The 22,211-nt window shown below is 57.6% G+C and carries 20 protein-coding genes; 7 read left to right on the top strand and 13 right to left on the bottom strand.

Features of this window, described 5'->3' with window-relative positions; all coding sequences use genetic code 11:
• The first annotated feature begins 35 nt into the window (after window positions 1–35).
• The 5 genes from dusA (at window position 36) to EDB94_RS03110 (ending at window position 4,585) form a co-directional block, all read left to right on the top strand.
• Window positions 36–1,070: a tRNA dihydrouridine(20/20a) synthase DusA gene (dusA, locus tag EDB94_RS03090; RefSeq protein ID WP_108017425.1), complete on the top strand. Its 1,035-nt coding sequence runs from the start codon at window positions 36–38 to the stop codon at window positions 1,068–1,070.
• 127 nt (window positions 1,071–1,197) lie between these two features.
• The gene (gene tal, locus EDB94_RS03095) at window positions 1,198–2,163 is read left to right on the top strand and encodes a transaldolase (RefSeq protein WP_108017426.1); all 966 of its coding nucleotides are present in this window, start codon (window positions 1,198–1,200) and stop codon (window positions 2,161–2,163) included.
• Window positions 2,164–2,205: 42 nt separating this feature from the next.
• The gene (locus tag EDB94_RS03100) at window positions 2,206–2,655 is read left to right on the top strand and encodes a TerB family tellurite resistance protein (protein WP_014577563.1); all 450 of its coding nucleotides are present in this window, start codon (window positions 2,206–2,208) and stop codon (window positions 2,653–2,655) included.
• Window positions 2,656–2,666: 11 nt separating this feature from the next.
• A complete protein-coding gene (locus EDB94_RS03105) occupies window positions 2,667–3,794 on the top strand; it encodes a 3-deoxy-7-phosphoheptulonate synthase (RefSeq protein ID WP_108017427.1) in 1,128 nt (375 codons plus the stop codon).
• A complete protein-coding gene (locus EDB94_RS03110) occupies window positions 3,791–4,585 on the top strand; it encodes a glycerophosphodiester phosphodiesterase (protein ID WP_008175052.1) in 795 nt (264 codons plus the stop codon). The genes EDB94_RS03105 and EDB94_RS03110 overlap by 4 nt, the downstream gene beginning before the upstream one ends.
• Window positions 4,586–4,656: 71 nt before the next feature.
• Here the strand turns inward: EDB94_RS03110 and sthA are convergent, their stop codons facing one another.
• The 10 genes from sthA to EDB94_RS03160 all read right to left on the bottom strand — a co-directional run bounded on the left by sthA (window position 4,657) and on the right by EDB94_RS03160 (window position 15,061).
• Window positions 4,657–6,048 (bottom strand): Si-specific NAD(P)(+) transhydrogenase, encoded by a 1,392-nt coding sequence (gene sthA / locus EDB94_RS03115; protein ID WP_008175054.1) that lies wholly within the window; start codon window positions 6,046–6,048, stop codon window positions 4,657–4,659.
• Between the two features lie 57 nt (window positions 6,049–6,105).
• Window positions 6,106–6,354 (bottom strand): (Na+)-NQR maturation NqrM, encoded by a 249-nt coding sequence (gene nqrM, locus EDB94_RS03120; protein ID WP_008175057.1) that lies wholly within the window; start codon window positions 6,352–6,354, stop codon window positions 6,106–6,108.
• Between the two features lie 12 nt (window positions 6,355–6,366).
• On the bottom strand, window positions 6,367–7,416 hold the full coding sequence (locus tag EDB94_RS03125; protein WP_108017428.1) for an FAD:protein FMN transferase: 1,050 nt from the start codon (window positions 7,414–7,416) through the stop codon (window positions 6,367–6,369).
• 9 nt (window positions 7,417–7,425) lie between these two features.
• Window positions 7,426–8,652, bottom strand: a complete 1,227-nt coding sequence (gene nqrF / locus EDB94_RS03130; RefSeq protein ID WP_014577567.1) for an NADH:ubiquinone reductase (Na(+)-transporting) subunit F — start codon at window positions 8,650–8,652, stop codon at window positions 7,426–7,428.
• 37 nt (window positions 8,653–8,689) lie between these two features.
• Window positions 8,690–9,298 carry an NADH:ubiquinone reductase (Na(+)-transporting) subunit E gene (gene nqrE, locus EDB94_RS03135; RefSeq protein WP_014577568.1) on the bottom strand — a complete coding sequence of 203 codons (609 nt, stop codon included), beginning with the start codon at window positions 9,296–9,298 and terminating at the stop codon, window positions 8,690–8,692.
• On the bottom strand, window positions 9,298–9,963 hold the full coding sequence (locus tag EDB94_RS03140; RefSeq protein ID WP_008175066.1) for an NADH:ubiquinone reductase (Na(+)-transporting) subunit D: 666 nt from the start codon (window positions 9,961–9,963) through the stop codon (window positions 9,298–9,300). Before EDB94_RS03140 ends, nqrE begins: the two co-directional genes overlap by 1 nt.
• A gap of 2 nt (window positions 9,964–9,965) precedes the next feature.
• Window positions 9,966–10,769 (bottom strand): Na(+)-translocating NADH-quinone reductase subunit C, encoded by an 804-nt coding sequence (locus EDB94_RS03145; protein ID WP_014577569.1) that lies wholly within the window; start codon window positions 10,767–10,769, stop codon window positions 9,966–9,968.
• On the bottom strand, window positions 10,762–11,970 hold the full coding sequence (locus tag EDB94_RS03150; protein ID WP_108017429.1) for an NADH:ubiquinone reductase (Na(+)-transporting) subunit B: 1,209 nt from the start codon (window positions 11,968–11,970) through the stop codon (window positions 10,762–10,764). Before EDB94_RS03150 ends, EDB94_RS03145 begins: the two co-directional genes overlap by 8 nt.
• Before the next feature lie 4 nt (window positions 11,971–11,974).
• Complete coding sequence (locus EDB94_RS03155; protein WP_014577571.1) at window positions 11,975–13,321, bottom strand: Na(+)-translocating NADH-quinone reductase subunit A; 1,347 nt, start codon at window positions 13,319–13,321, stop codon at window positions 11,975–11,977.
• Window positions 13,322–13,591: 270 nt separating this feature from the next.
• Complete coding sequence (locus EDB94_RS03160; protein ID WP_014577573.1) at window positions 13,592–15,061, bottom strand: glyceraldehyde-3-phosphate dehydrogenase; 1,470 nt, start codon at window positions 15,059–15,061, stop codon at window positions 13,592–13,594.
• A gap of 220 nt (window positions 15,062–15,281) precedes the next feature.
• Between EDB94_RS03160 and mfd the strand changes: the two genes are divergently transcribed.
• Both mfd and EDB94_RS03170 read left to right on the top strand, forming a co-directional pair.
• Window positions 15,282–18,815, top strand: coding sequence for a transcription-repair coupling factor (gene mfd / locus EDB94_RS03165; RefSeq protein WP_108017430.1), 3,534 nt, complete (start codon window positions 15,282–15,284; stop codon window positions 18,813–18,815).
• 29 nt (window positions 18,816–18,844) lie between these two features.
• Window positions 18,845–19,672 carry a CsiV family protein gene (locus tag EDB94_RS03170; RefSeq protein ID WP_108017431.1) on the top strand — a complete coding sequence of 276 codons (828 nt, stop codon included), beginning with the start codon at window positions 18,845–18,847 and terminating at the stop codon, window positions 19,670–19,672.
• Here the strand turns inward: EDB94_RS03170 and EDB94_RS03175 are convergent.
• Genes EDB94_RS03175 through EDB94_RS03185 form a run of 3 tightly spaced genes read right to left on the bottom strand, consistent with a single transcriptional unit; the run spans window position 19,647 to window position 22,174 of the window.
• Window positions 19,647–20,435: an S-methyl-5'-thioinosine phosphorylase gene (locus tag EDB94_RS03175; RefSeq protein ID WP_108017432.1), complete on the bottom strand. Its 789-nt coding sequence runs from the start codon at window positions 20,433–20,435 to the stop codon at window positions 19,647–19,649. The two genes, EDB94_RS03170 and EDB94_RS03175, sit on opposite strands and share 26 nt — an antisense overlap.
• On the bottom strand, window positions 20,432–21,655 hold the full coding sequence (locus EDB94_RS03180; RefSeq protein ID WP_014577578.1) for a mechanosensitive ion channel family protein: 1,224 nt from the start codon (window positions 21,653–21,655) through the stop codon (window positions 20,432–20,434). The genes EDB94_RS03175 and EDB94_RS03180 overlap by 4 nt, the downstream gene beginning before the upstream one ends.
• Window positions 21,656–21,679: 24 nt before the next feature.
• Window positions 21,680–22,174, bottom strand: a complete 495-nt coding sequence (locus EDB94_RS03185) for a L,D-transpeptidase (protein ID WP_062782327.1) — start codon at window positions 22,172–22,174, stop codon at window positions 21,680–21,682.
• Window positions 22,175–22,211: the final 37 nt, after the last annotated feature.

Below are 22,211 nucleotides of genomic sequence, written 5' to 3' on the forward strand. Positions count from 1 at the left end.
TCGTCACCCGTTTTTCGTCGACAACAGGTATCGCAATGTCTGGAATACCATCTGAGGACACCCTGCTGCACAACTCCGGCCCCTCCCGGCGCTTCTGCGTGGCCCCAATGATGGACTGGACCACCAGTCACTACCGTTATCTGGCGCGCCAGCTTAGCCGGCATACCCTGCTATACACCGAGATGGTCACCACCGGCGCACTGATTCATGGCGACACCGCGCGCTTTCTGCGCCACGATGAGGCCGAGTACCCACTGGCCCTTCAGTTGGGTGGCAGCGATGCCGGCGAACTTGCCCACTGCTCCAGGCTGGCACAGCAATACGGCTTCGATGAGGTTAACCTGAACGTCGGTTGCCCCAGCGATCGTGTTCAGAACAACATGATCGGTGCCTGCCTGATGGGCCACCCGGACAAGGTGGCAGAGGGCGTGCGCGCCATGATTGAAGCAACCGACCTGCCAGTCACCGTGAAGCATCGAATCGGTATTGATGGGCGGGAGTCCTGGGACGATCTCTGCGAATTCGTGGAAAAAGTGTCGGAAGCTGGCTGCCGGACCTTTATCGTGCACGCCCGTATCGCGATTCTTGAAGGCCTGAGCCCCAAGGAAAACCGGGAAGTCCCTCCGCTTAAATACGACTGGGTCTACCGGCTGAAAGCGAAATACCCGCACCTGGAAATCATCATCAACGGCGGCATCAAGACCTTCGATGAGTGCCACGAGCATCTCCGGCATACCGACGGCGTGATGCTGGGTCGGGAGGCGTACCACAATCCCTGGCTGCTGGCGGGAGTTGACCCGGAGTTTTTCGGGCAGGCCGCACCGGTAGAAACCCGGCATCAGGCACTTCGGGCCATGCTTCCGTTCATAGGGAGCGAACTTGAGCGCGGCGTATTCCTGACTCACATGTCCAGGCACCTTCTCGGCCTGTTCCACGGCCAACCTGGCGGTCGGCAGTTCCGTCGCTATATCAGCGAGAACGCCCATAAATCCGGTGCTGGCCTGGAAGTGATCGAAACCGCTCTGGAAAAGGTTCGTGAACCGGCGGCGCCGGAGATTGCCGAAGCTTAATCGCAGGCAATTGCCACCATACCTTTTGTTGTCTTGTTCCTGTCAGAGCGGCCCGTTATTGTAGGCATATAGCCAGCGCCCGGGATTCGGGCGCACCAATAACAGATCAACCGGGACGACAGGAAGAATGACCAGCAAGCTCGACCAACTGAAGACCATGACCACGGTGGTAGCGGATACCGGCGATATCGAAGCCATTGCGAAGTGGCGGCCGGAAGATGCCACCACCAATCCATCCCTGCTACTCAAAGCTGCAGCTTCCGACGCTTACCGGCCGATGCTGGACAAGGCTGTGGCAGAAGCCCGGCGGCATGGCGGCTCAGACGCCGAGCAGCTGACCATGGCCACTGATATGCTGGCCGTACTCGCCGGCCGAGAAATCCTGAACCTGATTCCCGGTGTGGTTTCGACGGAGGTGGATGCCCGTTTGTCCTTTGATACCGCCGGTACGCTCGAGCGCGCCCGCCGCCTGATTGAGCTGTACGACAAGCAGGGCGTCGACACCAGTCGCGTACTGATCAAGATTGCTTCTACCTGGGAAGGGATCCGGGCCGCCGAGCAACTGGAGAAAGAAGGCATTCACTGCAACCTGACGTTGCTGTTTTCTTTCATTCAGGCCGCTGCCTGTGCCCAGGCCGGTGCATTCCTGATCTCGCCCTTTGTTGGTCGAATTCTGGACTGGCACCTTGCCAGCACGGGCCGGGACAGCTACCCGGCCGCAGAGGATCCGGGGGTGCTTTCGGTATCCCGCATCTACAATTACTACAAGGCCAACGGCTTTAAAACGGTGGTGATGGGTGCCAGTTTCCGGAACACCGGCGAAATTGAAATGCTGGCTGGCTGTGACCGCCTGACCATAAGCCCTACCCTGCTGCAGGAGTTGCAGGACGACCCGGGCGATCTGCCGCGTCGACTGGTCGCCGACACCGCCAGCTCACCGGATCAGTTTGGCACCATCGACGAGAAACTGTTCCGCTGGGAATCCAACGAGGACGCTATGGCTACCGAGAAGCTGGCCGATGGTATCCGCCGGTTCACAGCCGACCAGATTGAACTGGAAAACCGGGTCCGGCAGCTGGCCAAGGCGGCCTGACGCGGCGCCTCAAACCAAACACAGAAGTGGGACTGTCCGATCATGATCGAGCGCCTGAAAAAACTGTTTGCGGCACCGGAAGCTGAACGCGAGAAGCCCGACAACCATCAGCTCGCAGTGGCTGCCACGGCATTGATGGTTCAGCTTTCCCGTGTCGACCAGGATGAAGACGAGCGCGAACTGCAGGCCATTGTTGATGGCGCAGTAAAAGCACATCAGGTAACCCGGGCCGAAGCCGAGGAAATTCTGGAAGACGCCCTTAGCCACGCAGACGATGCCACGTCGCTCTATGAATTTACCGGCCAGATCAACGAGTACCTGGACCAGGAAGGAAAACAGGCCCTGCTGGAAAGTATCTGGCGCGTGGCCTTTGCGGATGGCCGCATCGACAAGTACGAAGAACACCTTATTCGCCGCATGGCAGACCTGCTGCATCTTAATCATCGGGAGTTCATGCAGGCGCGGCACCGGGCGCAAGACGCAGGTTCTTAAAAGGAGACAGCATGCTAGCGATTCTTCATCCGAATACCGCTCTGGACAGCGAAGAATACCGACAGACCATGCACTACCTCGAGAATCTCCCGAACGTGTCGGTTCGGGTTCATGAGGTTCAGGGCGCCACCCAGAGGCTGACCGAAATCTACCTTCTCGGGGACACCAAGCCCCTGAACAAGGAAGAGATCGAAGCCCTACCTGCGGTCGAACGGGCCATACGCATTTCGGACGACTACCGTATTCTTGGACGCCACCGGGATGATCGACGGCAAAGCGGCTTCACCTACAACGGTGTCGAGTTCAGTCAATCCAACCTGAACATCTTTGCCGGGCTGTGCGCGGTTGATGTGCCCGAACACGTCGACATGATGATGAAGGCCCTGGAAGACCATGGGGAAGTCTGCACACGAATGGGCGCCTACAAGCCGCGCACCAACCCTTATTCATTCCAGGGCCACGGCAAGGGCTGCCTCCCCTGGGTGTTTGAAAAGGCGGGGAAACACGGCATCAAGGTGATCGCCATGGAGATCACTCATGAGAGCCACATTGAGGAAATCGACAACTGCCTCGAAAAGCTTGGCCGTCCCACCGGTGTAATGCTGCAGGTGGGCACCCGCAATACCCAGAACTTCGAGCTGCTCAAGGCCATTGGCCGCCAGAGTACCTATCCGGTACTGCTCAAACGCGGGTTCGGGATTACCCTGAATGAATCCCTCAACGCTGCCGAGTATCTGGCCAGCGAAGGCAACGCTAATGTCATCTTCTGCCTGAGGGGCATGAAGACCGAAGCCGGCCAGCCCCATCGGAACATGGTGGATTTCGCCCATGTGCCGGCGGTCAAGCGCCTCACCCGTATGCCAGTCTGTGTGGATCCTTCCCATTCGGTGGGCAGCCGCGAGCAGTCTCCGGACGGCATCCTTGATGTCATGCACGCGACCGCCCAGGGCGTCGTCGCCGGTGCCAACATGGTCCTCGTGGATTTCCACCCCAAGCCGGAAAGAGCCCTGGTGGACGGGCCCCAGGCCCTGCTGATGAACGAGCTGCCGGCGTACCTCGAAGACATACGCCTTTGCCACGACACCTGGAAGAAGCGCCAGGCCATTTACCAACGCCTGAAGGATGATGCAGCGGAATGATTGTCTACGGACACAGAGGCGCCAAGGGAGAAGCTCCCGAAAACACCCTTCCGGGATTTACGCATGCCTACCGGCACGGTATCCGGCATTTCGAACTGGATCTCGTATTGTCAAAGGACGGCAAGCCGGTACTGGTGCACGATCTTTCGGTTGACCGCACGACCAGCCAGAAAGGCAGTATCAGTCAGTACACGGCTGCCGAACTGGCTGCCATGGATGCGCGAAGAAACACCAGCTCCTGGCCCACACCCACGGGAATTCCCGCGCTGGAAGACCTTCTGGACCGGTTCGACGACCTCGAACACCTGCAACTGGAAGTCAAAAAAGACACGCGTCAGCGCCTGAACATTCTCAGCAATCGCCTGACAGAGGTTATTCAGCGACGCAATCTGTATCAGACGGTGGCCATAACCTCTTCCGACACCTGGTTTCTGAAACAGATCCGGCGGCGGAACAAGAACATCCGCATCGGCCTGGTCGCAGAGCGCAAATTCCCGCGCCCCTTGAGCATCGCGGGCCAACTCGGCTGTGAGTATCTCTGTATCAACTGGAAGCTTTGCTCGAAAGCGCTGGTTGAAAAAGCCCATCGAAAGGGCATGCACGTGTCCACCTGGACGGTGAACCGGATTCACGACATGTTGCAACTGGAAGAAATGGGCGTGGACAGCATCATCACTGACTATCCCACCAGCACCCGCATATTCTTCGACAACAGGGCCAGGTCAGCTCTGTCACTGCCACAGAGTCACGCCGGGGTGTCCGCCAGTAAAGAAGCCCTGTCAGCGGGTTGAATTCGGGATATGAAAGGTTGAGCCGGGGTCAGTTGAAGGCTTTCTTCTGACCCCTCTTGCGGCCTGCCCCGTTAAAAGATCCGGTTCAGACCGTTCAACGCCGCGACACGGTAGGCTTCCGCCATGGTCGGATAGTTGAACGTGGTATTGATGAAGTAGTTCAGAGAGTTGGCCTCTCCTTCCTGATTCATGATCGCCTGGCCGATGTGGACGATTTCCGCCGCCTGGTCACCGAAACAGTGGATACCCAGAATCTGACGGGTCTCCCGGTGAAACAGGATTTTCAGCATGCCTACCGCTTCTCCGGTAATCTGGGCACGGGCGAGATCCTTGAAGAACGCCTGTCCAACCTCGTAGGGCACCTTGGCTTCCGTCAGTTCGCGCTCGGTTTTACCAACGGAACTGATTTCCGGAATGGTGTAGATCCCGGTCGGCACATCCGACACAAAGCGGAAGTATGCGTCATCCACAATATCCGAGGATGCAGAGCGGCCCTGGTCATAAGCGGCGCTTGCCAGACTTGGCCAGCCGATCACGTCGCCCGCCGCATAGATGTTGTCCACTTCGGTGCGATAGTGCTCGTCAACGGCTAGTTGCCCACGGCCATTGGGTTCCAGACCGATATTTTCGAGGCCCAGCTTCTCGGTGTTCCCGCTGCGACCATTGCACCACAGGAATGCATCCGCACGGATTTTCTTGCCCGATTGAAGCGACAGCACCACACCGTGGTCGTCGCCTACAACCGACTCGTACTGCTCGTTGTGGCGAACCAGAACGCCATTATTTCGCAGGTGGTAACTCAGGGCGTCGGAGATCTCGTCATCCAGGAAGGACAACAGCCGGCTACCCGGGTTGATCAGGTCGACTTTTACACCCAGGCCCGCAAAGATCGAGGCATACTCTGACCCTATGACGCCAGCGCCATAAATAATCAGTGTGCGAGGCGTGTGAGACAGGTTCAGAATGGTGTCGGAGTTATAGATACGGTGATGACGGAAGTCCACATCGGGTGGCAGGTAGGGCCTGGAACCGGTGGCAATGATCGCCTGCTTGAAGTGCAGCGTCTCGGAGGACTTGCTACCCCGGACTTCTATGCGGTTCTGGTCGACAAAAAACGCCCGGCCGTTTATCAGATCCACGCGATTGCGAGAGTAGAACTGCGTCCGGAGCTTGACCTGCTTGCCGATGACTTTCTGGGCATTCTGAAGCACGCGCGGGAAAGAGAACCACCGAGGCTCCCCGATATCCCGGAACATCTGATTGGTGTTGAACGTAATGATCTGTTTGACGGAGTGGCGCAGCGCCTTGGAAGGAATGGTGCCCCAGTGGGTGCAGTTCCCGCCAACGGTAGGCTTGTCTTCGATGATCGCGACACGTTTGCCGTGTTTCGTCGCATTCATCGCCGCGCCTTCGCCGGACGGACCGGCGCCGATAACGACGACGTCGTAATGATGTTCTGCCATGCGCGCAGTGACTCCTTATCTACGTCGTGAAAAGATGGTTGTAATTGTCAAAACAGATCAGTGCTTGCTGGCCTTGCTGGCGTCGTAAGCCAGAGCCTCGGGCTCTTTACCCTCGTTGGCCAACCGTTCGTTTTCTTCTTCGCACTTCTGGGTATTACCACCGCAGATATCACAGGACTGGCTGATACCGAGCGCGCCAATCCCGCCGCAGGTTCCGCTGATGGGCTTGCGCCCGAGGATCACGCCAATAGACATGGCTGCAACCAGCAAAACCACGATGAAAAGAACCAAAAGAAAGGTACCCATGTTGCCCTCCCCTCATTGAGTCACGTAGGACGAAAAGGCCGGCGTCTGGTGCGTCTCGAAGCCTTCATCCGTCCTGACAATAAAATAGGCCGGGATATTTTCCCTTACCGCGAGCTCATTTGCCCGCTCGTAGCCCATCACATTAAAACCGGTTGCCATAGCATCTGCCGTCATACAATCGTCCGCGATAACGGTTACTGATGCCAGCTTGTGAGCAATTGGCTCACCCGTTTCAGGGTCTATTGTATGGGAATACCGACGCCCTTCCGATTCGTAATAATTACGATAATCACCTGATGTTGCCATAGCACGTGATTCCAGCGCCACCACGCGGTTTACCGCGCGCCCCTCGGCCATCGGCTGTTCTATGGCCAGTCGCCAGGTGCTGCCATCAGGTTTACGGCCATTGACGCTAACCTCTCCGCCAATCTCCACCAGGTAAGCTTCGACGCCTTCGCTCTCAAGAAAACGGGCAACCGCATCTACACCGTATCCCTTGGCGATAGCCGACAGATCCACATATTGCGGTGGTGTCGCACGCACGGCGGGCGGATCGACCCGCAGCTCGAGCTTCTCGAAGCCAGTGACGGCAAGAGCCCTGGAGAGAGATTCTTCTGACGGAATCTGCTCCGGGCGCGCCTCGGGGCCGAACCCCCAAAGATTTACCACCGGGCCGATGGTCACATCAAAGGCTCCATCGGTCATCGTTGAGATCTCTTCAGCCTTCTGAAGAACACGGAGCAAGCCCGCTGACACCGGAACCCACTCGGATTGATCTGATCGTTGATTGAAACGGGACAGCTCCGAATCCTCGCGCCAGGTCGACATTGACGCATCAACCCCTTCGAGCACCTCATCGATACCGCTGGCCAGAGTTTCAAGCCTCTCCTGATCCTCGGTCAATACGACATTGATGTGGTAGCTGGTGCCGAAGACAGGTCCGGAGATTTCCCAGATTTTTTCCTCTGGCTCAAACGAACAACCCGCCAGAACGGCAAAGGCCAGCGCTGTAAAAGCGCTGCCCAGGGCCACCCTGGCGGGTCGTACCATGCTGAATGTCATCAGAACTGCTTAGCCTCCAAAGTCATCCAGCATGATGTTTTCATCCTCTACACCCAGATCTTTCAGCATCTTGATGCAGGACGCGTTCATGATTGGGGGCCCACACATGTAGTACTCACAGTCTTCCGGAGCCGGATGGTCCTTCAGATAGTTCTCGTACAATACGTTGTGGATAAACCCTGTGGGGCCTTCCCAGTTATCTTCCGGCAGTGCATCGGAAAGAGCTACGTGCCACTCGAAGTTATCGTTCTCTTCCTGCAGCCCGTCGAAATCCTCCACGTAGAACATCTCGCGAACACTGCGCGCACCATACCAGAAGCTGATCTTGCGCTTGGAATTTAGACGCTTGAGCTGATCGAAGATATGGGAACGCATGGGCGCCATGCCGGCACCGCCACCGATGAAGACCATTTCCGCGTCAGTCTTCTTGGCGAAGAACTCACCGAACGGTCCCATCACGGTCACCTTGTCTCCTGGCTTCAGGTTGAACACATAGCTCGACATGATGCCCGGGTTATGGTCCGTGCCCGGAGGCGGCGTAGCGATACGAATGTTGAACTTGAGAACACCCTTTTCTTCCGGATAGTTCGCCATGGAATAGGCCCGGATGGTCTCTTCCTTGTTGACCGCCTTGTAGCGCCAGATGTTGTGCTTGTCCCAGTCCTCGTGGAACTCTTCCTCGATGTCGAAATCCTTGAAGTCGATCTCGTACGGAGGGCACTCAAGCTGAACATAGCCGCCGGCACGGAAGTCCACTTCCTCACCTTCAGGCAGCTTGAGTACGAGTTCTTTGATGAAGGTAGCCACGTTGTGGTTGGAGACAACCTCACATTCCCACTTCTTCACGCCGAAGAACTCCTCCGGCACCTCCACCTTCATATCCTGTTTGACAGGAACCTGACAGGACAGGCGCCAGCCTTCTTTCTCTTCACGGTTGGTGAAGTGGGTCTTCTCTGTTGGCAGCATCGCACCGCCGCCTTCCAGAACCTTGCACTTGCACTGGGCGCAGGTACCGCCGCCACCGCAGGCAGAGGAGAGGAAAATACCACTGTTTGCCAGAGTACCGAGCAGCTTGCCGCCGGCTTCGGTCTTCAGCGTGTGTTCTGGATCATCGTTGATCTCAATGGTCACATCACCGGTGCTTACCAGCCTGGACCGGGCCGCAAGAATCACTGCGACCAGGGCCAGAACGATAACGGTGAACATGACCACGCCGAGAATAATTTCTGTATTCATGGTCTCGCCTTTTCGTTAAACCGAATCACCGGGTGAATTACAGTGAGATACCGGAGAAGGACATGAAGCCCAGGGACATCAGACCAACAGTAATGAAGGTGATACCCAGGCCACGCAGGCCTTCCGGAACGTCACTGTACTTCAGCTTCTCGCGGATACCCGCCAGGGCAATGATTGCCAGTGCCCAGCCGAGGCCGGCACCAAAGCCGTAAACCACACTCTCGCCGAAGGTGTAGTCACGCTCAACCATGAACAGCGAGGCACCAAGGATGGCGCAGTTCACCGTAATCAGTGGCAGGAACACACCCAGAGCGGCATAGAGCGCCGGTATGTACTTGTCCAGAACCATTTCCATGATCTGGACGATGGCCGCGATTACACCGATATACGTCAGCAATCCGAGAAAGCTCAGGTCGACATTCGGCAAGCCTGCCCAATCCAGGGCGCCTTCGCGAAGGATGGTGTTGTACAGCAGGTTATTCACCGGCACGGTTACGGTCAGCACCACAACAACGGCAATGCCAAGCCCTGTCGCAGCCTCGATCTTCTTGGAGATGGCCAGGAAGGTACACATCCCCAGGAAGAACGCCAGAGCCATGTTTTCAACAAAAACGGCCTTCAGAATCAGACTGATATAGTGTTCCATCAGAAGGCCTCCTTCGCGACATGACGTGACATTTTGTAGTCAGGCTCTTCAACCTGCTCCGGCTTCCAGGTCCGCAGACCCCAGATGGCCAGACCGATAATGAAGAACGCGCTCGGCGGCAGCAGCAACAACCCGTTCGGGATGTACCAGCCGCCCTCGTTGACCACCGGCATCAGGGACACGCCGAACAGGGAACCGGCACCCAGCAGTTCACGGAAGAAGGCAACAAAGATCAGGAGCACGGAGTAGCCCAGACCGTTACCAACGCCGTCCAGGAAGCTCAGCCAGGGGCCGTTCTTCATGGCGAAGCCTTCCGCGCGGCCCATGACGATACAGTTGGTGATAATCAGACCAACAAACACCGACAGCTGCTTGGAAATCTCGTAGGCGTAAGCCTTGAGTACCTGATCAACCACGATTACCAGTGAGGCGATGATGGTCATCTGCACGATGATCCGGATACTGCCCGGAATCTGGGTACGTACCAGCGACACTGCGAGGTTGGAAAATGCGGTAACGGCAATAACCGCTGCACACATAACAAGAGTAACGTTCATGCTGGTGGTTACCGCCAGCGCTGAACAGATGCCCAGAATCTGCAGGGCAATCGGGTTATTGCTGAAGATCGGTTCGAAGAGAACCTGTTTGGCTGATGCATCTGCCATGATCAGACCTCCCCTTCACGAAGTTTTTGCAGGAACGGCGCGTACCCGCGGTCGCCCATCCAGTAGTTGACCAGTTGCTCAACGCCGCGGCTTGTCAGCGTAGCACCAGACAGAGCATCAACCTTGTGCTCCTTGTCCTGCGCGTCGGCGCCAACACCGCCCTTGACCAGTCGCACCTGAGGCTCGGAACGGTCTTCGTTGTAGACCTCCTTGCCAACCCACTGGCGCTTCCAGCGCGGGTTGTCCACTTCGCCACCAAGCCCCGGGGTTTCTGCGTGCGCATAGAAACCCAGACCTTCGATGGTGTTCAGGTCACCCTCAAGAGAAATGAAGCCATACAGCGTGGACCAGAGCCCGTAGCCGTGGATCGGAAGAACCACGCGGTTGATCTGGCCGTTCTCGCTCATGGTGTAAACCTTGGCAACATTCGGGCGACGCTTGATGCCGGCCTTGTCTTCCGAAGAAGGAATGTTGGTGGACATCTGCGGATCAGAAGCAGCCTTGTACATGTCGTACTTCATGGGATCCTGGACACCCACGTCGGACGGCTCGACAAATTCACCGGTATCGAGGTCGACAAGGCGAACATCAAAACGTGCGAACGCATCTTCGATCTGCTCGGCACTGGAGCCAGACTCCAGCATGCCTGCAGCAGAGAGGATGTTGGTCTTGATATCCAGATTCTGGTTCTGGATCTGGGCCGGCCGGAGCAGAACCGCTGCAGTGGACACCACCACAGAGAAGGCAATACTCAGAACCAGCGCAACAACCAGCGTGCGGGAGACGGTTTCTTTAGCTTTAGCCACGAGCAAGCCTCCGTTTGATGTTGGCCTGGACCACGTAATGATCCATCAGCGGCGCAAACAGGTTAGCGAACAGAATCGCCAGCATGATGCCCTCGGGGAAGGCCGGGTTGATGACACGGATCAGGATGGTCATGACGCCCACCAGAATGCCGAAACACCAGCGACCGGTGTTGGTCATCGCCGCAGACACCGGGTCGGTTGCCATGAACATCATACCGAAGGCAAAACCGCCCATAACAAGATGCCAATGCGCAGGAATTGCAAACATCGGGTTGGTTTCGGATCCGACGATATTCAACAGCAGGGACATGCCGATCATACCAATCAGCACGCCGCCAACAATCCGGTAACTGGCAATCTTCATGACCAGCAGTATCAGACCACCTATCAGAACCGCCAGGGTCGAAGTTTCACCCATGGAGCCCTGAATGGTGCCCACGAAAGCGCTCATCCAGCCAATCTGGGTTTCCAGGGCTTCCAGACCGCCACTTGCGGCCCAGCTCAACGCGGTAGCACCACTGAAACCGTCAACCGCGGTCCAGACAGTGTCACCGGAGATCTGCGCCGGGTAGGCAAAGTAGAGGAATGCGCGACCTGTCAGGGCCGGGTTCAGGAAGTTCTTGCCGGTACCGCCAAACACTTCCTTGCCGATAACCACACCGAAGGTGATACCCAGTGCCACCTGCCACAGCGGAATGGTGGGCGGGCAGATCAGGGCAAAAAGAACCGATGTAACGAAGAAACCCTCGTTTACCTCGTGACGACGCACGGTGGCGAACAGGACTTCCCAGAAACCACCAACCACGAAGGTCACGAAGTAAATGGGGACGAAGTACGCCATACCATAAACGAAGTTATCCCATACGCCAGCACCGGCACCGGTGATGGCAAGTGCCTGAATGAAGGCAGTCCGCAGGCCGCCGTCGGCAACCATGGCGTCCGGGTTGGACGCGAGGAAGCTGTTGGCCTGGAAGCCGATGTTCCACATACCGAAGAACATCGCCGGGAAAGTACACAGCCACACGGTAATCATGATGCGTTTGAGGTCGACGCCGTCGCGCACATGAGCGGTTGTGGAGGTTACTTTGCCGGGGGTGTAGAAAATGGTATCCACGGCTTCGTACAACGCATACCAGCGCTCGTACTTGCCACCCTTTTCAAAGTGATGCTCGATTCCATCGAGAAACTGTCTGATAGCCATCGTATTAGCCCTCGATCTCGATTCGGGTCAGGTTCTCGCGGAGAATCGGACCATATTCATATTTGCCCGGGCACACGAACGTGCACAGCGCCAGATCTTCTTCATCCAGCTCAAGCGCTCCGAGCTTCTGTGCCATCTCGGTGTCACCGACAATCAGCGAACGCAGCAGCTGCGTCGGAAGAATGTCCAGAGGCATGATCTGCTCGTAAGCGCCAACCGGAACCATCGCCCGCTCACTACCATTGGTAGTGGTGGTAAAGTTGAAAAGCTTTCCGCTGGTCAGCTTGGACAGGTAAATGTTCAGCACCGAGAACCGGTTCGGGCCCGGAGACAGCCATCCCATGAACTCGCGCTTGTTGCCCTCTTCAAGTACGGATACCTGGTTGGCAAAGCGGCCAAGGTAGGCGCAGGGGCCATCGCCGCGGCGACCACCGAACACAGAACCCGAAATCGGCCGGATCTCACAATCTGTGGCAACTTCGCCCTCCAGAAGTTCCTCGAGGCTGGCACCCAGACGGGTACGAACCAGGCGCGGCTTCAGGGCCTTGGGACCACCAATCGCGACAATACGCTCCACCGGCACTTCTCCGGATTCGAACAGTTTCGCGATGTCGATGACGTCCTGATAATTGATGCTCCAGACCGTCTTGCTGCCGGATACGGGATCCAGATGATGGATGTGGGTACCAACGTTACCTGCCGGATGCTTGCCATCAAACTGGTGCACCTCAACAGCGTCGGATTTGGGTACCGCCACGTTGGATCCGGGCTTGCCGGTAACAAACACTTTGCCCGTGGTCAGCTTGGTGAGAAGCGTGAGGCCTTTTTCAAACGCCTGGCTGTTCTCGCCAATGATCACCGTCGGGTCCGCTGCCAGCGGGTTAGTGTCCATCACCGACACGAAAATGGAGTGAGGGGCGGAGTCGATCTCGGGAACCTTGCTGTAGGGGCGCGTCTTGAATGCCGTCCACAAACCGGATTCCACAAGATTATCAACCACCTGCTGGCGTTCCAGGCCGGCAAGATCCGCTTCGCTGTAGCGGGCAAATGTCTCAGCCTCGTCGCCATCGATTTCGATAACGACCGACTGGAATACCCGACGCTCACCGCGGTTAATCTCTTTCACCACGCCCGCGGCGGGTGAAGTATAACGAACGCCTTCGGTCTTCTTGTCCGTGAACAGCAGCGTACCGCGCTTGACACGGTCTCCCTCTTTCACAGCCATCGTCGGCTTCATGCCGATGTAGTCAAAACCGATCAACGCCACGTGGCGAACGGGTTTGCCGTCTGTAATGGTCTGTTCGGGAGCGCCGCTGATGGGAAGATCCAGGCCTTTTTTGATCTTGATCATTAGCCTCATCCAATCATCAGAAACTTTTCAATGGATTCGTAACGCCCGACACCTGCGGCCCAGAAAAAACCATGAGAAACGTAGTGCCAGACGTACCCAAAATCGCGCCAATTATAGAGATTAAGGAATCCTATTTCCACCAGAAACCGGAACGGGTTAAGAGCTGGTCGCCAATCGAGCCAGTCAACTGGCCATAAAAGCAAAAACCCCGGCAACGGTTGCTGCCGGGGTTTTTGATGACCTTTACCTCACCAATCAGGTGCGTTCCGCTCAGTCTCTCGCACGTTTGGGGAAGATCGGGTAATTTACGCCTGCCATCTGGTTGACCACTCGCACCACCTGGGCACTGTAGCCAAACTCGTTGTCGTACCAGACATACAGGATCAGACGCTTGCCACTGGCGATAGTTGCCTGGGCGTCAACGATGCCAGCGTGACGGGAACCAACAAAGTCGGTGGAGACCACTTCCGGCGAATTGACAAAGTCAATCTGCTTCTGAAGTTCTGAATGCAGCGCCATGTCGCGCAGATAGTCGTTTACCCCTTCTACATCAACGTCTTTCTTGAGGTTGAGATTCAGGATCGCCATGGAAACGTTCGGCGTCGGTACGCGAATGGCATTGCCGGTCAGCTTGCCTTTGAGCACCGGCAGCGCCTTGGCAACGGCTTTTGCTGCGCCTGTCTCGGTAATTACCATGTTCAGGGCGGCACTCCGTCCGCGACGGCTACCCTTGTGGTAGTTGTCGATCAGGTTCTGGTCGTTGGTGTACGAGTGAACGGTCTCAACATGGCCGTCTTCGATACCGTACTCGTCCTCAATTGCCTTGAGCACCGGCGTGATGGCATTGGTGGTACAGGACGCTGCCGACAGGATCTTGTCGTCGTCGGTGATCCAGTCGTTATTGATGCCATAAACAATGTTCTTGATATCACCCTTGCCCGGAGCGGTCAGGATCACGCGGCTGACACCCTTCGATTTGAGGTGCAGGCCAAGCCCCGCCTCGTCACGCCACTTACCGGTGTTATCGATCACGATGGCGTTGTTGATGCCGTACTCGGTGTAGTCCACCTTATCCGGACCATCGGAATAGATGACCTTGATGTAGTTGCCGTTGGCGATCAGGGCCGATTCTTTTTCATCAACCGTGATGGTGCCATCGAACGGGCCATGCACAGAGTCACGGCGCAGCAGGCTGGCACGCTTCTCGAGATCGTTTTCCGCTCCACCCTGGCGAACGACGATGGCACGCAGGCGCAGATTATTACCGCCACCCGCTTTCTCAATCAGAATGCGCGCCAGCAGACGCCCGATACGGCCGAAACCATACAGAACAACGTCTTTGGTGTCGTTGTGGGCATCTTCCTCGGACTGAGCGGCGTACTGCCCTACAACAGGACCGATTTCACGCTTCAGAAATTCGGTAAGATCACCGCCCTCGTCCTTGAACTTGACTGCAAGCTTGCCGATATCCACGTGGGCGCGACCAAGATCAAGCTTGTCCATGGCCTGCAGGATCGGCAGGGTGTCGTGAACAGAAAGCTCGCTGTCTTCAACCTGGCGCACAAAACGATGGGCGCGGATGATGTCGATAACCGACTGGTTGATGATGGCGCGGCCGTATACAGAAGTAACCACATTGTTTTTGCGGTAGAGGCGGCCGATCAGCGGAATCATGGCTTCCGCGGTGGATTCTCTTTCTGTCCAGTTGGACAGGTGCTGATTGATCTGTTCGTGACTCACGCTTGGACCTCTGCAATTGGCACTTGGAAATTGGGGCGCACATTATCCAATTTAATCCGGTCGACCGCAAATACGGCGGGGCATGACCTTCGTATAGGTCGCGCCGGCTAATAACGCAAACGCCGACCATGGCGCCGGCGCCATGACAGTGAGGGGCGCGAGCGTTAGAATACGCGCCTCACCGCTCCCGGACATCCACAGCAGGAGAACCTGACCGCCCATGAGCCAAGGTGCCAGCACACGCCCGTCACCCCTCCCCCTGATTGCGCCCGAATTTCCGTCTCGGCCGGCCGATCACCGAACATGGGGTCAACTGCACGGCAGCAGTGAGGCGCTGGCCATCTGCGAAAGTGCGCGCGCGCACAAGGGTCTGACCCTGGTCATTACCCGCAGCACCGCCGATGCCATCCGGCTTGAGCAGGCCATGCGCTTCTTCCTGGGGCTACCCCCGGAAGAAGACGGCCCGGCGGTCAGCGACGACGGGCTGGAACTGCTGTCGCTGCCCGACTGGGAAACCCTGCCCTACGATCTGTTTTCGCCCCACCAGGACATTATTTCCCGGCGAATCCGGACCCTGCACCGCCTGCCCGCAACCAGCCACGGGGTTCTGGTGGTTCCTGCACGTACGCTGATGCACAGGCTGCCGCCAGTAAATTACCTCCAGGGCAACACCCTGCTTCTGGAAGTGGGACAGTCCCTGGATATCGAGAGCTGGCGAATGCAGCTTGAGGCGGCAGGCTACCGGCATGCCGAGAACGTCTACGAGCATGGCGAATACGCGGTCCGGGGCGCCATACTGGACATTTTCCCCATGGGCGCCAGCCAGCCCTACCGGATTGACCTGTTCGATGATGAGATCGAAACGCTCCGGACTTTCGACCCCGAGACTCAGCGCTCAATCGACCGGATCGAACGCATCGAACTGCTGCCCGCCTTTGAATTCCCCTGGCACAAAGAGGCGCGATCCGGATTCCGCAGCCGCTGGTTCGAGCAGTTCCCGGATGCCGACAAAGACACCCCCATCTATCAGGACGTGACTCACGGCATTACCCCGCCGGGCATTGAGTACTACCTGCCGCTGTTCTTCGACGAGACGGCAACCCTGTTTGACTATCTGCCAGGCGCCACTCACGTTTTTACTGCGGACGGACTGAACGATGCGGTCAGCCACTTTGACAGTGAAACCCGCAACCGGTACGAAGATCGTCGTCACGATCGCCTGCGGCCGATTCTGCCGCCCAAGCTCCTCTTCCTGCAGCAGGAAGAGCTGTTCGGACAACTTAAGGCCTTCCCGAGGGTAACCGTCTCCGCGGAGACAAAGGATGCCGCGGGATCGGTTAACTGCCCCACGACAACCTTGCCGGATATCGCCATGGACGGTCGAGCCGCAGACCCTGCCGGTCGCCTCAAGCGGTTTCTGGGAGAGTTCGACGGCCACGTGCTGATATGCGCCGAATCGTCCGGTCGGCGCGAGGCGCTGATGGAGAATCTTGGCGAACAGGGTGTTGAATTGAAAACCCTGTCGGGCTGGCAGGCTTTTCTCGACGATAAGGAAAGCCCCGTGGCCATCACCATTGCCCCGATGGAGCAAGGCCTGGTGCTGCCCGAGCATTCCGTTGCCCTGATCACCGAGACCGCCCTGTTCGGCGAGCGGGTACTGCAGCGGCGGCGCCGCGAGAAACCTACGGAAACGGACGATGCCGGCTTCCGGGATCTGTCGGAATTGCGGATGGGTGCGCCGGTGGTTCATATCGACCACGGTGTTGGCCGTTACCTGGGCCTGGAGACCATCACCGTAGAGGGCGAAGCGAGCGAATTCCTGATGCTTGAGTACGCCGGAGGCTCAAAGCTGTACGTCCCGGTCTCCAGCCTGCACCTGATTTCCCGCTATGCCGGCAATGACACCGAACACGCGCCGCTGCACAAACTCGGGACGGACCGCTGGAGCACGGCGAAACAGAAAGCCCTTGAGAAGATCCGGGATACTGCCGCCGAGCTGCTGGATGTGTACGCCCGCCGGGAGGCGCGCAAAGGCTTCAGCTTCGAGGATCCCAAGGAAGCCTATCGCGCCTTTGCTGCCGGCTTTCCGTTCGAAGAGACACCAGACCAGCAGGTTGCTATCCAGTCGGTGTTCGAGGACATGACCAGCGAGCAGCCCATGGATCGCCTGGTGTGTGGCGATGTCGGTTTCGGAAAAACCGAGGTTGCCATGCGCGCGGCGTTCCTGGCTACTTGGTCGGGCAAACAGGTGGCGGTTCTGGTCCCCACTACCCTGCTCGCCCAGCAGCATTATGAATCCTTCCGGGACCGTTTCTCGGATACCCCTGTGCAAGTCGAGCTGCTCAGCCGGTTCCGCACGGCTGGCCAGACCAGCAAGGCGTTGGAAGCGGTGGAGAAAGGCCGGGCCGACATCGTCATCGGCACCCACAAACTGCTGCAGGGCGACATCAAGTTCAAGAATCTTGGCCTGGTTATCATCGACGAAGAGCATCGCTTTGGCGTTCAGCAGAAGGAAAGACTGAAAGCACTGCGGGCCGAAGTGGACATGCTCAACCTGACCGCCACCCCGATTCCGCGGACGCTGAACATGGCCATGGGGCATCTGCGGGATCTCTCGATTATCGCCACTCCTCCGGCCCGGCGGCTCTCGGTGAAAACTTTTGTGCGCCAGAAAGACAACGCCATGGTCAAGGAAGCCATACTGCGGGAGATTCTCCGGGGCGGTCAGGTCTACTTCCTCCACAACGACGTGGCCACCATCGAGAAGACGGCAGAGGATTTACGTTCGCTGATTCCGGAAGCGCGGGTGGGCGTCGCCCACGGGCAGATGAGAGAGCGTGATCTGGAAAAGATCATGTCCGACTTCTACCACAAACGCTTCAACGTGCTGGTGTGCACAACGATCATTGAAACCGGCATCGACGTTCCCAGCGCCAACACCATTATTATCGAGCGGGCAGACAAGTTCGGCCTGGCGCAATTACATCAGCTTCGGGGCCGGGTCGGCCGTTCGCACCACCAGGCCTACGCCTACCTGCTCACGCCACCGCCGAAATCCATCACGGCGGACGCCAAAAAGCGTCTGGATGCGATTTCGGAGGCGCAGGACCTGGGTGCCGGCTTCATGCTGGCCACTCACGACCTCGAAATCCGCGGTGCCGGGGAGTTATTGGGGGAAGAACAGAGCGGGCAGATCGAAAGTATCGGCTTTACCCTTTACATGCAGCTGCTGGACGAGGCCGTCAAGGCCATTCGCGAGGGCCGAACCCCGAACGCCGACCTGCCCCTTAGCCACGGCACCGAAATGAACCTGAGAATCCCGGCTCTGATCCCCGAGGATTATCTGCCGGATGTCCATAACCGCCTGATGCTCTACAAACGGATTGCCAGCGTGGACAGCCCGGAAGCATTAAAAGAACTTCAGGTTGAAATGATCGATCGGCTCGGATTGTTACCGGATCCGGCCAAAAACCTGATCCGCCAGACCGAGCTTCGATTGCGTGCAGAAGCCCTGGGCATCGTGAAAGTCGATGCCGGCAAGGAGTGGGCGCGGCTCGAGTTTGGCAGCTCGACACCGGTGGATCCGCTGGTTCTGGTTAAAAAAGTGCAATCCGCACCTGACCAGTACCGGCTCGAAGGTGCCAACAGCTTCCGTTTTCGGCTGAAGGATGCCACAACCGGTGGTAAACTCGACGGCATTTCCCGGATGCTTGGCGAGCTGGAGCCAGCAAAAAATGACGCGTCCGGCTCATGAACGGCCGACCAACAAGTGGAGTACGACCCTTGCAAATTGATGGAATTCGCTGGTGCCGATACCCGACCCGGGCCATCCTGGCAGCTCTGCTTCTGAGCTTTTCTCTAACAGGCGCCGCACAGCAGCCTGAAAGGGCAACCTTGCCTCTTGAGCCCGGCACGCCGGTTCCGGATGACTACTACCGGGCGGAGTTTGTCATTCTTGAGCGGATCGTAGAGCCGGAAGCTGTGAACGAGCGGATGTCTGATCGCTCGGTAGAGCCGCCCCTTGAGACCGAAGAGGTTCTCTGGTCATCGCTGGAGGATGGCACCACGGAAACCACACTGGAATTGGCGCCCCAAAAGGATCTCCATCTTGCCAGTGCCGCCGCCAGACTCGAACGCAGTGGCCGTTACCGTGTGCTTGTGGCTGCCGGTTGGTACGAGGCGTTTCCACCGGATTACGAGGGGACACCCTTGCGGGTTGAAGCAGGTGACTGGCTAAACGAGGCTCGCACCCGGGAGGTGGAGGGACACATCACCATCGACCGGCAACGCTATTTGCACGTCAATGTGCATCTGAACCACTGGCAACTGGCAGAAGAGCCATCGGAGCTGCCAATAGAGGCTGCGACCGAGCTCTCTGAAGAAACACCCCCCGCCCCGGACGCATCCGGAGCGAGTGACTCCGCCCCAATGTCAGCAGCAACCGGAGAAGCAGCCGGTCAGCAACTACCGGTTCTGGCTGAACCCGCGCCCCTAGAATTGTTGACCTGGATTCGGGAAACCCGCCGGATGCGCAGTGAGGAAATCCACTTCCTCGATTCCCCCACGATCGGCGTGCTGGTATTTTTCAAGAAGATTGAGGCAACGGAGTAAGCACCCCAAGGCCAGCCATCGAGACTTCGAGGATCCGCTTGACCCCGGACATTCCCTGCTCGATGGCCGCCTCAATTTCTTCCATGGTGATGATATGGTCGGATTTTCCAGCCGCCCAGTTCACCACCAAACCCAGACAGACGTAACGCATTCCAAGTTCCGCCGCCAGCGCGGCTTCCGGCATACCGGTCATTCCTACCAGGTCGCAGCCGTCCCGCTCCATCCGGATGATTTCAGCCGCGGTTTCCAGCCTCGGGCCCTGGGTTGCGCCATACACTCCGAAACCGGAAAACGGCACGTTTTCTGCTCCGGCGGCATCAATCAGGATCTGCCGCGCGCTCTCGTCGTAGGGCCAGGTGAAATCAATGTGGGTCACCGAGTCCAGACTGCCCTCGAAAAAGGTGCTGGCACGCCCCCAGGTGTAGTCAATAATCTGGTCGGGAATAACCACATGGGCAGGTCCCATATCTGCATGAATACCGCCCACGGCGTTGACACCAACGACCGTTCGCACACCGGCATCGTAAAGGGCCTTGAGGTTCGCCCGGTAATTCACCTGATGGGGTGGAATACGGTGTGGGTTACCATGGCGCGACAGGAACATCACCGGCTGATCACCCAAGCGCCCCTCTACCAATGGCGCGGAAGGCATGCCCCATGGCGTTCCGGCTTTATTCTCGCCGGTGATTTCCAGGCCAGACAATGAGGTCAGGCCTGTACCCCCGATAATCCCGACAGGGTGCATTTTCTCCGGTGACGTCATTCTGACTCTCCTGAATCTTCTACATCTCCGGTGGTCTGGCGATTCTGCGATTTCTGCGCACTTTTCCCGGAGGAGGCTTCCCCACGCTTATCTGCCGAGTCGTCGGATTGCGATCCGGACAGCCGAACCCCCTCGGGCAAGTGCAGAGTCCGGGTCGGGAAGGCGACCTCAGCTCCGTAGCCTTCAATAATATCGCTGATCTTCAGCAGCACATCCTGTTTCACCTCGTGGAAAGGAACCCACTGGGTTGTCTTGGTAAAGCAATACACCATGATGTCCAGTGACGAGGCATTGAAGGCCAGGAAATTCACAATCAGTGTCTCATCGCTCTCGATATCCTCATGCTGCTGAAGCATGGCTCTGATATCGTCCACGATCGTTGCCATCTGTGCGACATCCGCATAGCGGATGCCAATGGTCTCGTAGATCCGACGATTGCTCATGCGCGAGGGGTTCTCAACCGCAATGGTGGTAAACGCGGCATTCGGCACGTAAAGAGGACGCTTGTCGAAGGTACGGATGGTCGTCAGACGCCAGCCGATATGCTCAACCGTACCCTCGATGTTCCGATCGGGCGATCGCACCCAGTCCCCGACCTTGAAGGGTCGATCCAGGTGGATGATAAAACCGCCGAAAAAGTTCGCCAGCAGGTCCTTGGCGGCAAAACCAACCGCAATACCGCCCACGCCGCCGAAGGCCAGTACCCCCGAAATGCTGTAGCCCATGGACTGCATGGCAATGAGCACGGCCGTAATGAGGACAACGGCCCGGGACAGTTTGCTCACCGCGTTGACGGTGGTGTAGTCCATGGGCTGTTTCATTTTCAGAGGAGATACGAGAATCCCCTCCGCTTCTTTGATCAACCGCAGAACCGCCCAGACCAGTACGAAGATGAAACCAATCTGCAGCACCGACTCATTGGCCTTGAAGATCTCCGCTTCCGAGTATTTGTGAGCCACTTCGGCAGCCCAATAGACCCCCTGCAGCCAGACAAACGCGACCACCGGCTTTCGAGCCGCATGCAGCAAGGCATCGTCGAACAGGTTTTTGGTCTGGCTGAATTTGCGTTCAAGAGCCGCGATTATGTGGCTGGCAATGTAGGCGACCGTGGCCGTTCCAAAAACCAGCGCAAAGACAACAATTCCAACGCGCCAGGCTTCAGACAGCAGCCCGAAATTCTCGATCCAGCCATTCACCATGGCCATAACATCCCCGATCATCGGATTCCTCTGGTCTAGACAGTTTTATCGAATGGAAACGGCCGTTCCCGGCCTGACGCGATCAAACAGATCAATAATGTCTGCGTTGCGCATCCGCACGCAGCCATGGGACAACGGCACGCCCATGGGCTCGCTGTCCGGTGTGCCGTGAATGTATATGAAGCGGCGGAAAGTATCGACACCCGGGCCCCTGTTTTTGCCCCACTCGCGACCGCATAGCCAGAGAATCCGGCTCAGTATCCAGTCGCGTTCGGGATGAAGCCGGGCGAGATCCACGCTGTAGGTTTCGCCGGTGGGGCGCCGGGCACGGAATACTGTCCCAACAGGAAGACCGGCGCCAATACTGGCCCGGACATAGTGCTCACCACGCGGAGTGCATCCGCTGCCATCGCTCTCTCCCGGCCCGTTCAGGCCGGTGGAAACCGGATAGGTGGCAACAATCTCTCCGCCTTCGCTTTTCAGCTGCAGGCGCTGAAGGGTCAGGTCAATATCGATTCGAACAGATGCGGGGTGCGTCAAAACCGGCCAGGCTCCCTTGGAGGTTCAGAGGGAAGCC

This window comes from Marinobacter sp. 3-2, assembly GCF_003751355.1.
Classification (GTDB): domain Bacteria; phylum Pseudomonadota; class Gammaproteobacteria; order Pseudomonadales; family Oleiphilaceae; genus Marinobacter; species Marinobacter adhaerens.

Bases quoted from the DNA above. Each gene is read 5' to 3' on its own strand.
- dusA (WP_108017425.1), top strand. From the start codon at position 36: ATGTCTGGAATACCATCTGAGGACACCCTGCTGCACAACTCCGGCCCC.
- tal (WP_108017426.1), top strand. From the start codon at position 1,198: ATGACCAGCAAGCTCGACCAACTGAAGACCATGACCACGGTGGTAGCG.
- EDB94_RS03100 (WP_014577563.1), top strand. From the start codon at position 2,206: ATGATCGAGCGCCTGAAAAAACTGTTTGCGGCACCGGAAGCTGAACGC.
- EDB94_RS03105 (WP_108017427.1), top strand. From the start codon at position 2,667: ATGCTAGCGATTCTTCATCCGAATACCGCTCTGGACAGCGAAGAATAC.
- EDB94_RS03110 (WP_008175052.1), top strand. From the start codon at position 3,791: ATGATTGTCTACGGACACAGAGGCGCCAAGGGAGAAGCTCCCGAAAAC.
- sthA (WP_008175054.1), bottom strand. From the start codon at position 6,048: ATGGCAGAACATCATTACGACGTCGTCGTTATCGGCGCCGGTCCGTCC.
- nqrM (WP_008175057.1), bottom strand. From the start codon at position 6,354: ATGGGTACCTTTCTTTTGGTTCTTTTCATCGTGGTTTTGCTGGTTGCA.
- EDB94_RS03125 (WP_108017428.1), bottom strand. From the start codon at position 7,416: ATGACATTCAGCATGGTACGACCCGCCAGGGTGGCCCTGGGCAGCGCT.
- nqrF (WP_014577567.1), bottom strand. From the start codon at position 8,652: ATGAATACAGAAATTATTCTCGGCGTGGTCATGTTCACCGTTATCGTT.
- nqrE (WP_014577568.1), bottom strand. From the start codon at position 9,298: ATGGAACACTATATCAGTCTGATTCTGAAGGCCGTTTTTGTTGAAAAC.
- EDB94_RS03140 (WP_008175066.1), bottom strand. From the start codon at position 9,963: ATGGCAGATGCATCAGCCAAACAGGTTCTCTTCGAACCGATCTTCAGC.
- EDB94_RS03150 (WP_108017429.1), bottom strand. From the start codon at position 11,970: ATGGCTATCAGACAGTTTCTCGATGGAATCGAGCATCACTTTGAAAAG.
- EDB94_RS03155 (WP_014577571.1), bottom strand. From the start codon at position 13,321: ATGATCAAGATCAAAAAAGGCCTGGATCTTCCCATCAGCGGCGCTCCC.
- mfd (WP_108017430.1), top strand. From the start codon at position 15,282: ATGAGCCAAGGTGCCAGCACACGCCCGTCACCCCTCCCCCTGATTGCG.
- EDB94_RS03175 (WP_108017432.1), bottom strand. From the start codon at position 20,435: ATGACGTCACCGGAGAAAATGCACCCTGTCGGGATTATCGGGGGTACA.
- EDB94_RS03180 (WP_014577578.1), bottom strand. From the start codon at position 21,655: ATGATCGGGGATGTTATGGCCATGGTGAATGGCTGGATCGAGAATTTC.